This is a genomic window from Azotosporobacter soli (genome assembly GCF_030542965.1).
Taxonomy (GTDB): domain Bacteria; phylum Bacillota; class Negativicutes; order SG130; family SG130; genus Azotosporobacter; species Azotosporobacter soli.
On the sequence record NZ_JAUAOA010000029.1, the window covers coordinates 25,703 to 37,102 of the forward strand.

11 protein-coding genes and 1 rRNA gene are annotated in these 11,400 nt (G+C 50.7%); all 12 read right to left on the reverse strand.

What is annotated here, in order from left to right; all coding sequences use genetic code 11:
- Nucleotides 1-58 precede the first annotated feature (58 nt).
- Nucleotides 59-523 (reverse strand): YbaK/EbsC family protein, encoded by a 465-nt coding sequence (locus tag QTL79_RS16855; protein WP_346356122.1) that lies wholly within the window; start codon nucleotides 521-523, stop codon nucleotides 59-61.
- A 248-nt stretch (nucleotides 524-771) separates the two neighbouring features.
- Nucleotides 772-2,196 carry a DASS family sodium-coupled anion symporter gene (locus QTL79_RS16860; RefSeq protein ID WP_428845489.1) on the reverse strand — a complete coding sequence of 475 codons (1,425 nt, stop codon included), beginning with the start codon at nucleotides 2,194-2,196 and terminating at the stop codon, nucleotides 772-774.
- 198 nt (nucleotides 2,197-2,394) lie between these two features.
- Nucleotides 2,395-3,780, reverse strand: coding sequence for an LCP family protein (locus tag QTL79_RS16865; protein ID WP_346356124.1), 1,386 nt, complete (start codon nucleotides 3,778-3,780; stop codon nucleotides 2,395-2,397).
- A gap of 166 nt (nucleotides 3,781-3,946) precedes the next feature.
- Entirely contained in the window at nucleotides 3,947-4,153 is a 207-nt protein-coding gene (locus QTL79_RS16870; protein WP_346356125.1) for a copper ion binding protein, read from the reverse strand.
- A 199-nt stretch (nucleotides 4,154-4,352) separates the two neighbouring features.
- Nucleotides 4,353-5,609: a dicarboxylate/amino acid:cation symporter gene (locus QTL79_RS16875; protein WP_346356126.1), complete on the reverse strand. Its 1,257-nt coding sequence runs from the start codon at nucleotides 5,607-5,609 to the stop codon at nucleotides 4,353-4,355.
- Nucleotides 5,610-6,396: 787 nt separating this feature from the next.
- Nucleotides 6,397-7,044: an NUDIX hydrolase gene (locus QTL79_RS16880; protein WP_346356127.1), complete on the reverse strand. Its 648-nt coding sequence runs from the start codon at nucleotides 7,042-7,044 to the stop codon at nucleotides 6,397-6,399.
- 63 nt (nucleotides 7,045-7,107) lie between these two features.
- A complete protein-coding gene (locus QTL79_RS16885) occupies nucleotides 7,108-8,217 on the reverse strand; it encodes a SpoIIE family protein phosphatase (protein ID WP_346356128.1) in 1,110 nt (369 codons plus the stop codon).
- A 2-nt stretch (nucleotides 8,218-8,219) separates the two neighbouring features.
- A complete protein-coding gene (locus QTL79_RS16890) occupies nucleotides 8,220-8,525 on the reverse strand; it encodes an STAS domain-containing protein (RefSeq protein ID WP_346356129.1) in 306 nt (101 codons plus the stop codon).
- A gap of 4 nt (nucleotides 8,526-8,529) precedes the next feature.
- Complete coding sequence (locus tag QTL79_RS16895) at nucleotides 8,530-8,970, reverse strand: ATP-binding protein (RefSeq protein ID WP_346356130.1); 441 nt, start codon at nucleotides 8,968-8,970, stop codon at nucleotides 8,530-8,532.
- Between the two features lie 143 nt (nucleotides 8,971-9,113).
- Entirely contained in the window at nucleotides 9,114-10,424 is a 1,311-nt protein-coding gene (locus tag QTL79_RS16900; RefSeq protein ID WP_346356131.1) for an ammonium transporter, read from the reverse strand.
- Between the two features lie 128 nt (nucleotides 10,425-10,552).
- Complete coding sequence (locus tag QTL79_RS16905; RefSeq protein WP_346356132.1) at nucleotides 10,553-10,894, reverse strand: P-II family nitrogen regulator; 342 nt, start codon at nucleotides 10,892-10,894, stop codon at nucleotides 10,553-10,555.
- A 164-nt stretch (nucleotides 10,895-11,058) separates the two neighbouring features.
- Nucleotides 11,059-11,175 (reverse strand): 5S ribosomal RNA (rrf, locus tag QTL79_RS16910).
- Between the last annotated feature and the right edge of the window lie 225 nt (nucleotides 11,176-11,400).

Sequence of the window (11,400 nt, forward strand, 5' to 3'; positions counted from 1 at the left end):
CGCCGGCTTTCCAATCGGTACGCGCAGAGAAAACCAAGGCCGTTCCCGCTTTTTACATTTACTCCGCTTTCAAGTCGACCGCCCGTCCACCGGTAAGTAATACGAGTTCCTTATAGCTCAGCGGCAGCAAGGCTTGCTGCGAACCGCCTCCGGCGTATATTTCCCCATAGCGGGCCAGCGTTTCATCGATAAAGATCGGCAGCGGTTCCAGAAGACCAAGCGGGCTCACCGCCCCCACCGCATAACCGGTTACGTGCAGTACCGTTTCCGGCAGCGCGATGCGCGCGCTCTTCGCTGCTAATATTTTTCGCACTTTGCGATTACTGATCTTGTTATCCCCCGCCGCGACAAAGAGGGCAAAACAGTCTTTGCTTTGAAACAAGATCGACTTCGCCACTTGCCCGTCTGCGACGCCAATCGCAGCCGCCGCTTCCGGCACCGTCCGCACCCACTCGCCAAGCTGCAGCAAACTGCGCTTGATTCCCGCCGCCTCCAGTTGTTCCTTGATCCGTTCTGCCGACACTCGGTTTCCACCTTCCCTCTTTTGCTAACGACATATTTCCAATCTTTTTCGTTTCGACCTTCCGCCCCGCTGCACCTGCAGCCAATCGCAATTTCCACAAAAAACTGCCATAACTGCAGATCCTTACCCTATCTTTTGTCTATCTTGGAGTAAATGTCAAATCATCCCTTCGCGTCTTCGCGTTACTCACCCTTTTTTTAACTCCGCAGACAAAAAACCGGAAGCGATAACGCCTCCGGTCCTCATTCCTACCAAACTCCGATAAATTTCATCCACGGCATACCGATGCCAATCCAAATCACAAAATGGACAAGCGAAAGCAGGAATCCGATGCGCCACCATTCGCCCTGCGTAATATAACCGGCGCCGAAAAAGATCGGCGATACGCCGCAAGCATAATGCGTCAGCGTGGAGCAAGTGTTCGCAATGACGCCGAGCAAGATGCAGGTCATCACGACCGGCGCACCCGCCGCAACCGCAACTGACGAGAAGGCGCTGAACAAAGCGACGACATGCGCCGTATTGCTGGCAAAACCATAGTGAACATAATTGTATACGACAAATAGAATCATCAGTGTGGCGAACCAGGGCACTCCGGCCAACTGTGCGCCAACCAGATTCGCGAACCAGGTGATCAAGCCCAGTTTCGACAGATAGGCGGCCATATTCACCAGTACGCCCATCCAAACCATAACGTCCCAGGCGCTTTTTTCGCCGAGTACGTCATCCCAGGTCAATACCTGCGTCATCAACATGACGCAAACGCCGAGGAGCGCGATAAACGCCGGACTAAACTTAGTAATACTGGTCGTCGCCCACAAACTTAATGCGCCGACAAAAACAAGCAGCAGCACCTTTTCCGCTTTGCTCATCGCGCCCATCTTGTCGAGTTCCTCTTGCGCGATGATTTTTGCCTCCGGCGTCTTCTTCAGCTCCGGCGGATAAATTTTATAAAGCAGGTACGGAATCACAAGCGTCGCTACGATGCCCGGCACGATGCAGGCAACGAACCAATCGGCCCAGCTGATGACGACATTGAAATTCTCCTTGGCTAATGCCACAACGACCGTGTTATTGGAAGCGCCGGTTAAAAACACCGAGGCGCTGACCACGACGCTGTTATACGCGCTGAACAATAAGAATTTCCCCACGCGTCCGGCGCTTTCGCCCGGTTCCGATTTAAACGCCGTGCACAGGCTGCGCACGATCGGGAAGATGACGCCGCCGCCGCGCGCCGTGTTGGACGGAGTGGCCGGCGCCACGACAAAATCGGTGATTGCCATCGTGTAAGCGAGTTTCAGCGTACTGTCGCCGCAGGAACGCATCAGGCAGTACGCCACCCGGCTTCCGAGTCCGGTTTTGATAAACCCCTTCGCAAACATGAAGGCCGCCACGATCAGCCAGATCACATCATTACTGAAACCCTGCAATGCATCGACCGGTTTCAAGACGCCCGCCATGACCGTCACCGTCAGGCCCAGCACGGCCGATGCGCCGATCGGCATTGGCTGCAGAATAAAAGCGGCAATCGTCGCAGCAAAAATGGCCAGCAAATGCCACGCCTCCTGCTTAACGCCCTCCGGCACCGGAGAAAACCAAATCGCGCTCCCTAGTACGATACAAATCATTCCTCGTACCCATTGATTCACAGTTCCACTCTCCTCTTTCCACATCATTCAGCGCGAAACGCGCTTCTTCGTTTGAGTAAACCATTTTTCTTCCTTTATAAAAGTTACCACAGTAACACTATTTTGTAAACAGTATATTGTATACAAAATTCCTAATACATTATTCTTTTTGAATTTCTTCTTTTCTCAATAAAGAACAAAGGCAGCCGTCTTCCAAGGAAAACAGCTGCCTTTGTTCTTTATTTATTTATTGACGAAGTCTTTACCTACCATAACGACCGCATCGCTGCTGCCGCCGCTCTGATTCACTTGCATCGTGTAACGGAACGGCAATCCGCTCAGTTTATTGGCGGTTGCCGTACCATTGGCGACTACGGTCGTATTTTTCGTCCCGCCGCCGCTGCCGCTTACCGATACGACTTCGAAGCCTTGCTGACGAAGCAGCGTTGCCATCTTAGCGCCCGCGCCGTCTTCGCCGCTCACATTGACGACTTCAATGCGGACCTTGCCGCTGGCATTGGCGCTGTCGGCGCCCGGTTTCTTCGGATCAAGCGGTTTTTTCGGATCGCCCGGCTTCTCCGGTGTTTTCGCCTTCGGATCGGTCGTATCTTTTGTCTTCGGCGTCTCCACCACTTTCATTTCCTTTGGAATCGACGTTTCATATTCGGCCGCCTCTTTACTGGTAGCCGCTAAATGTTTGTCTTCCATCGTCACGCCCAGCGTATTCGCGACATGCTGACGCAATTCCACCAGATTCGGCAACCAATAACTGATATCGTTGATATAGCCCGGTTTCCCCGGCACCATATCCGCTTTTAATCCATTCTTAGATGCGTCGCTGATGATTTTCGCCAAATCGACCATCTCGCTAACCGACATGTCAGTCTTAACGACGCTACTCAGATCTTTGATCAGGCTTGGAATCTTAACGATTGTCGACGGACTCGCCGCCTCGGCCAACAGCGCCTTGATAAAATGCTGCTGTCTTGCGACACGGCCGATATCGCCTTCTTCGTCGCGGTAGCGCACATACTGCACCGCTTTTTGTCCATCAAGATGCTGCAGGCCCGGACGCAAGTCAATGACCAGACCGCCATTGTCATCATAGGGATCGGTATAGTACATCCTCTTTTCCACATTGATATCAAGGCCGCCTAAAGAGTCGATCACTTTTACGAAACCGCGCGGCGCAATCTTAATCGTATGATCGATCTTGATGCCAAGCAGTCCTTCCACGGACTTTTGCGCCAACTTGACGCCGCCGTTGGCGTAAGCATGGTTGATCTTATCCCAACCGATGCCCGGAATCTTCACCCGCGTATCGCGCGGAATCGAGAGCATCGCGACTTGCTTGGTTTTCGTATCGACCGTCACAACAAACAGCGTATCCGAGCGTCCGACATCGTCATCGCGTTCATCAACGCCAAGCACCATGATATTGACCTTGTCTTTCGCATACAGCATCGCCTCTTTATCGCCTGATGCTGTCAGGCTTCCGCCAAACCACAAATAGGAAGCGCCGGCAACCATCGCTATTGCCAGTAACAGCAGCGTCACGACAAATACTCTCTTGCGCCGGATTCTCCGGCCAGCGCGCTGTTCTTCCAGCTTCCGTTCCAAACGTGTCATGGATAGTAGTTCCTCCTTCTAGCTTGCCGTGCTACGCAGTCTTTTTTATCAATCTTCAAGCACAGCTCTCATGCAAACGGCGGGGCCGTCAAATTTCATCTAAACGAGCCTCCCAGCGGGAGGCTCGTTTTCTAAGTATAACAATCCGTCCAGTAACGGTCAAGGGTCAGACTACGGTAAACCCGGTGTCGTCAATCATTTCTTTGACCGCCTCCAGCGTAACCTGCTCCGCATCAAATTCAACGACGACTTCCTTACGCGCCAGTTCGACTTCAACCATCACGACTCCCGGCATGCTGCGAACCGCTTTCTCAATCGCCGCTTTGCAATGCCCACAGCTCATGCCTTCCACCTGTATCACGCGTCGCTCCATTCAATTCACATCCTCTTCATTATAATAGAAGCAGAGTCTGTTTTTAAAAGCTAATTCTCCAATAGTAGTATTATATATCGTTGCCGCGGATAGCGCCATACTTGTGATAGAGATTTAAGACAAATGTGAGAAAGACAAAAAATCTGCCGCAGCAGGGGCTCAAGGCCAGCCTGCCGCGGCAGAGTAAAAGGAAAGGTTCTTATTCTTCGTCGTAGTTCAAAGTGTAAGCATGCGCCAACACTTCATCCGGCAATTCTTTTTCCCAACGTGCCACGACAACAGCGGCAACACAGTTACCAATCAGGTTACATGCGGTACGAGCCATATCCAGGATGCGGTCGACGCCAAGGATGATGCCGATGCCTTCAGCCGGCAGACCGAACTGCACGGCGGTACCGGCAATAACGATCAGCGAAGCGCCCGGTACGGCGGCAATGCCTTTAGTCGACATCATCAGCGTACCCAGCATCAAGAGCTGTGTCGCCAACGGGAAGTCAATATTGTAGATCTGAGCAATAAACACGACGGCCAGCGCGCTATAGAGCGTCGATCCGTCTAGGTTGAAGGTATAGCCTGTCGGCAAAACGAAGGTAACGATATGTTTCGGCACGCCGAACTTTTCAAGTTTTTCCATCGCCAACGGCAATGCAGCTTCACTAGATGCGGTGGAGAACGCGATCATGATCGGTTCTTTAATCGCTCTGAGCAACTGCAGGAACTTGAAGTTGAAAACGATCGAAGCACTTACCATTACTAACAGGACAAAGACGATCAATGCAAAATAGAGCGAGAAGATCAGCTTGGCCAGCGGAATCAGCATACCGAGGCCAAATTTACCAACTGTGTAGGCAATCAACGCGAATACGCCAAGCGGCGCCAGTTTCATTACGTACCAGGTTACTTTGAACATGATTTCCGCGATGCTGACCGACAATTTTACGACCGGTTCGCCGGCTTTACCCATACTGGCAGCCGCTACGCCAAAGAACGTGGAGAAGAAAACGATTTGCAGCATACTGCCTTTGGCAGCGCCATCGACGATGTTCGTCGGGATGATTTCCAACATAGCCTGCGCCATGTCGATGCTTTTCTTGGCAGCATCCGCCGCCGCTTTTGCATCGCCGGCAGTCAGCGCAACACCAACGCCCGGTTGGAATACGTTGGCAACGACCAGGCCGACAACCAAAGCGACTGTCGTCGCCAGTTCGAACCAGATCAACGCCTTGCCGCCCAAACGACCCACTTTCTTAAAGTCGCCCGCGCCGGCAATACCCATGATCAGGGAGCTGAAGATCAAAGGTACAACGATCATCTTGATCATACGAATAAATGCGTCTCCCAGGGGTTTAAACTTTTGGCCGTATTCCGGGAACATATAGCCAAATACGATACCTAAAACAAGTCCGATCATAATCTGGGCTGAAATACCTAAGCCACCCTTTTTTCCTTCTGCCATGATAAGCCTCCTATCTTTTTTTGCCTATAACGCCATTTTCTCTTCCCTGTTTGGTGCAGTCCGTTACCGCCCACCCCCTTCTTCTCTGCTCACAGTAGCCGACTGCGCCTTGCTTTTCTCAATCTGTGGCTGATCTCTGGGTTTATTATTTCGCCGCAAGTAGGCAAAATCCTCCCACAATTCGCACTTCTGCACAATGCATACAAAGAGCAGTTGGCTACTCTATTCCTTGGATTAAAGAACCATGCCAATTTATTTTCCGTCTTTCAGAGACTTTTCCTTCTTAGAAATCTGCAGCACTGTACATTATTCTTGCAACAGGCAAAAAACTTCATTTTCAGCTGTAACATTGGCCTTTTCTTTTAATTGCAAAGATTATTTAAAATTTTTATAGTTTTTTAAGTAGGCACGCAAATTAAAAACCTGCTATAATGAGTCAAGACACTGAATAGTCAGAATTCAACGGCTAAGGAAGGTGATTTTTTGTGAAACCAGATTCCCAATCCGTCACGTCATTGGCCCCTGTACCGCCATTAGATGGGCCTGCCGTACAACTTCTGGAAGAAGCACTTTCGAAATCGCCCACCAAGAGTATCCAGGTCCGAATAAACGATGCTTTTTATCGTTTATCGCGCGAAGGACGTTGGTTCAAGTTTTCGCTACTGACAAAAAAGAATGCCGTAAAAAAGGCCGCCGTGTTCCAGACTTTATCGGAACTTTATAACCAAGCCATACACGGACATTCTTGGAGTCTGACCCCTCTCGCCACGTAATCGCACTGCCAACCTTAGCCAGCCGTACTCCGGCTGGCTTTTTTACGTTGTTCCGCCTCGCGATAGATGGTAAGAAAACGCTGCAGCACTAGCGCCGTCAAACCCCAAATCACCTTATCCCGCCAAGGATAAAAATAGACCGCGTAATTTTTTCGCCGCTTCCAGCCATCATCATATCCCGGCAGCAAGTGCAACGGAAATTCCTTAGTCGGCCTTGTTGCCATTTCCATTTTGCCGACTTCCGGCTTCATTTCGAGCAACTCTGCAAGCGGCACCGAAAAGACTTCCGCCACTTCATCGGGATTGGCTTTTATTTCGCCTTTCAGCACGCCGACATAGGGATATAGGATTACGCCGATTGGACTGATGACCGGCGCCATCTCGCCCAGTACTTCGATTTCGGCTTCTTTTAGACCCAATTCCTCGCTGGTTTCGCGCACCGCCGCCCTCTTTGCCTCGAGATCCTTCGCTTCAATGCGCCCACCGGGAAAACAGACTTCACCCGGCTGCCAAGCCAGATGACCGGCTCTCACTTCGAACAAAACGGCGAGCCCATCTTCGCTTTGCACAAGCGGTACCAACACTGCAGCCTGAAAGTATTCCTCATTTTCCCCATCGATCATTCCACGTTTCGTCAGGCAGCGTTTCAACTCTTCCATCATGAATTCCTCGCCTCTCTTTATCATTAAGAAAGCAAGCCCCAGACCCACGTCCAAGACTTGCCGTTATAGCCGTACTCCGACAACGGTGGCATCATCATGACCCTGTCCATCAACCACAAGACTCTCCATCAATTGCATGCCGTGCGCATAGTCATTCAACTGCAGCATATGTTCCTCCTGCAATAAATCCAATAATCCGTCACTGCAAAAGAAAAAGCAGTCTCCTCTTCGGCACTCCAGCTCTTCTTCTTCATATTTCATATCCGGCAAGATGCCAAGAAAAAGCCCTGGCACTCTTACCGTGATCGTTTCGCCGCCATGCAGGGCGATAAAATGATTGATGCCTGCCGATACATAACGTAAAATGCCCTGTTTCACATCCACTTCAAATGCTAACATCGCTGCAAAAGATCCGTCATTCAAGTACGGCGTCAAATTCCGGTTCAATTCCTCCACCCGCTTCGCCAGAGGTTCTTTGCTTTGCAGCACTTGACGCCCGAGAACCATCAGCGCAGACGTCTGCAACGCCGCCCCCAGGCCATGCCCCATGACGTCTGCCACATAGCCGACGCAGCGTTTTTCTTTTGCACACCACAGATAATCATAAATATCGCCGCTCACTAGATTCAGCGGTTCATAGATCGACTGCACAGTGATTTCCTCGGCGTTCACCTTTTTCGGCAAAAGCGCACGTTGAATCTTTCCTGCCAGCATCAGATCCTCGCGCAATTTTTGATCGGCCTTTCGCAGCACAGCCGCCGCCTCTTCCTGCAGCGTGAGATCTTCTTTCAACGTTAAAAAATGGCTGATTTCATTGTTCTCATCGTATAGCGGCGACACGACTACATTCTCCCAAAAGAGCTCTCCCGTCTTTTTGCGGTGGTGCAGTTTGCCGCGCCAGACCCCGCCGCTGCGAATCGTCGTCAGCATAGCCTGATAAAACTCCGGCAGCTGTGCACCCGATTTTAAAAACGGAATCTTCTTGCCCAGCACTTCTTCCTTTGCATAGCCGGACGATCGACAAAACTCCTGATTGACAAAGACGATGCAGTCTCTGCGGTCGGTAATCATTACCCCGCTTAGATGCTGCTCCATCGCGCGCGCCAGGAGCGTCATCCTTTCATCAGGCTCCGCAAAAAAAATGTTTCGCTGACTCGCTTTTCCTTCCTGCATCGTCATCCTTCAATTTCAAAGACACTGGTCAGTCTGGTAAGTTCAAATAATTCCCGTACCAAACCACGCAAGTCGCGAATGACAACCTTGCCGTTTTTTTGCAATGCGCGCTTTTGAATCGCCACTAAGACCCCGAGGCCCGAACTGTCAATATAGTCGACGCTGCCCAGATTGATGACAAAATTAACATGACCCTGCTCAATATATTCCAATAATTGTTCGCGTATCGCGGTCGCTTCTTCGACGTAAATACTGCCGTTCAATTGCACGATGACTTGGTTGCCAATGACTTCAATATGACTCGTCATGCTTTCAGCCTCCTATTTTTACAGCCGCTTCATCAATTCTCTTCATCAAAAGCACTTCATTGCCCGCCTGGTTATAGCGCATATAATCCGTCAGCATCTGCATAATATGCAAGCCGCGGCCCGATTCCGCCATAATGCCGTCTCGAACCGTTTCTCCAACGCCATGGCCGTTTCCTGCTTTGCCAGGATGAGCAAACCCGCCGCCGCCGTCCGCAACCCGCACAATCAGGCGACGTCCGGCAATCACATCCATCTTGACGACGACCTGCGTATGGCGTTGCTCGCAGCCGCCATGTAAAAGCGCATTGTTAACCGCTTCATTCAGCGCGACTTCCATTGCGCCGCTGTCGAGCACCACCTTCCGCAAGACTTCATATAAACAATGCCTCACTAGACGATATCCATCATAATCACGAAATGCCACTTCTAATAAATGGACTTTCATCGGTCACCGCCCGCATTCGCTAATTTTATTTCTCAAACTAACTTCGACGAACTCAGATCGATTCCTTCCGAAATTTTGGAAAACTGCGCATTCTCAAAAGAAGAAACCCTTGGCTTTTAACCAAGGGTTTCTCCGCTTCTCGCTTAAGCCAACTCTTCTTCCGCCGTAATCTGCCGCTCAACATGCGCTACACTATGCGGCAGACTCTTAAACGGATTAAATTCCAAGTCGTTATACGCCGTCATGCCGTGTTCACTGATATCCAGTCCATCCATCTCTTCCTCTTCACTCACCCGTATCCCGACGCTCAGCTGCAGCGCTTTGAAGAGCAAATACGAAGCCGCAAACCCCCACGCCGAAAGCGCGATAATGCCGATGCTCTGTACGCCGAGCAGATGCCAGCCGCCGCCATAAAAGAGTCCGCCATTTTCAGCAAAAAGCCCGACCATAAGCGTGCCAAAGGTGCCGCACACACCATGAACCGCAATTGCACCGACCGGGTCGTCCGCCTTCAAATCGTCTAAAAGCGGCACCGCCTCGACAACCAACACACCCGCGCACGCGCCGATGAGCAGGCTGCTGATCGGTTCCACATACGCGCAGCCTGCCGTGATGGCGACCAGGCCGCCCAAGGCTCCATTGATCGCCATACTCGGATCCGCCTTACCAAATCTCCGCAGTGTATATAAGCCGGCAAGCGTTCCACCTGCCGCTGCAGCCAGGTTCGTATTCAATGCGATACGGGCAATGTTCAAATCCAGACCGGAAAGAGTACTGCCCGGATTGAAGCCAAACCAGCCAAACCAAAGAAGAAACGCTCCTAATGCCGCCAGCGGCAGATTATGTCCCGGCATGACATTCGCCGAGCCGTCTTTATTGTATTTTCCTGTTCTCGGCCCGAGCACGATCACCGCAGCCAGCGAAGCCCAGCCGCCTAAGGAATGAATGGCTGCCGAACCCGCAAAGTCGAGCATGCCCATCTTATTAAGCCACCCGCTGGCCCCCCAGATCCAATGCCCCGCAACCGGATAAATGAAAGCCGCCACCAGAAAAGAAACGACAATATACGGTGCGAATTTCATCCGCTCCGCGACCGCGCCGGAAATAATTGTCGGCACCGCAATGGCAAAACCTGCTTGAAAGAGCCAAAACGCATATACCGGAATCTGTAAGCCCAGGTGATCCCACTCGCCTTTTAAGAAAAAGCCGCTTGTTCCGCTAAGACTGTTCCAATCAACGCCGTACATCAGCGCAAAACCAAGCATGAAATAACCAAGCATCCCCACCGTACAGTCCATGAACACTTTCATAATGATATTCAATGCATTCTTGCTGCGCACAAAGCCTGCTTCCAGTGCCGCAAAACCACCCTCCATTAAAAATACCAATCCTGCGCATAAGACAACCCATACCGTGTCTAAACCCGCTGCAATCGAATGAATGCTTGCGTCCATAACCAATCCTCCATTTACTAAATAAAAAACCGGAGCAGAGCTGCCCCTTGGCAGTCATACTCCGGCTTCATTGCCGATTTTCCGTACAAACCGTATTATATCACACTATCCACAACGTGCAAGTCTTTTTATTTCAACGCATGTTTCCCTTTGTCTCCGGTGCGAATACGATAAACCTCTTCCACGGGATAAATAAAAATTTTCCCATCGCCCACATTTCCGGTTCGCCCATACTCTAAAATAAGCGCAACGACCTGTTCCACAAGTTCATCGAGCAGTACGATTTCCAGTTTCACTTTCGGCAACAGCGTGATGTTATATACGTGGCCGCGATAAACTCCCGTTTGCCCTTTTTGCAAACCACAGCCGGAAACCTCCGATATCGTCATGCCCCGCACCCCAACCCGCGCTAAAGCAGCTTTGATTTCATTCAGCTTATCCGGCCTGATGATCGCCTCAATTTTTTTCAATCAACTGCCTCCCTGAAATCTATAATATATGACTATTATAACGTCTTCCAGCATTGTTCGCCAGACGCCGCAGCAGCAAAATCTAACACTTCATAAATACATCGTTTCAAATTTTATAAGTATAAGAAAAAGACCGTCTGCACGTTCATGCAGACGGTCTTTTTAACCGGCAACTCCCTATCCTCCCAGGCCGCTTCCAGCCAAGTACTTTCGGCGTATGTGGGCTTAACTGCTGTGTTCGGTATGGGAACAGGTGGGACCCCACAGCCATCATCACCGGATACTTCGAATTGTCCTAAACCATTCATCTGCTGCGTTGCTGCTTGCGGTCCTCGCTCAACGTAGCTTCCGCTACGCCTTCGCTTACGGTCCTCAGCGCGCCTTGCCGCTAAATGCTTTATGCCAATTCTTTGCAACACGAGCTAACGCATCGCAAGATCTTACAGGTAAACATTTCTACAAGAGAATATATTCCCTGAAAACTTTATAGAAGAAAGATTTGCAAA

What these genes read in the sequence shown, in the direction of transcription:
- QTL79_RS16890 (WP_346356129.1), bottom strand. Translation starts at nt 8,525, where the DNA reads ATGACGAGTCATATTGAAGTCATTGGCAACCAAGTCATCGTGCAATTG.
- QTL79_RS16895 (WP_346356130.1), bottom strand. Translation starts at nt 8,970, where the DNA reads ATGAAAGTCCATTTATTAGAAGTGGCATTTCGTGATTATGATGGATAT.
- QTL79_RS16885 (WP_346356128.1), bottom strand. Translation starts at nt 8,217, where the DNA reads ATGCAGGAAGGAAAAGCGAGTCAGCGAAACATTTTTTTTGCGGAGCCT.
- QTL79_RS16860 (WP_428845489.1), bottom strand. Translation starts at nt 2,196, where the DNA reads ATGTGGAAAGAGGAGAGTGGAACTGTGAATCAATGGGTACGAGGAATG.
- QTL79_RS16865 (WP_346356124.1), bottom strand. Translation starts at nt 3,780, where the DNA reads ATGACACGTTTGGAACGGAAGCTGGAAGAACAGCGCGCTGGCCGGAGA.
- QTL79_RS16875 (WP_346356126.1), bottom strand. Translation starts at nt 5,609, where the DNA reads ATGGCAGAAGGAAAAAAGGGTGGCTTAGGTATTTCAGCCCAGATTATG.
- QTL79_RS16900 (WP_346356131.1), bottom strand. Translation starts at nt 10,424, where the DNA reads ATGGACGCAAGCATTCATTCGATTGCAGCGGGTTTAGACACGGTATGG.
- QTL79_RS16880 (WP_346356127.1), bottom strand. Translation starts at nt 7,044, where the DNA reads ATGATGGAAGAGTTGAAACGCTGCCTGACGAAACGTGGAATGATCGAT.
- QTL79_RS16870 (WP_346356125.1), bottom strand. Translation starts at nt 4,153, where the DNA reads ATGGAGCGACGCGTGATACAGGTGGAAGGCATGAGCTGTGGGCATTGC.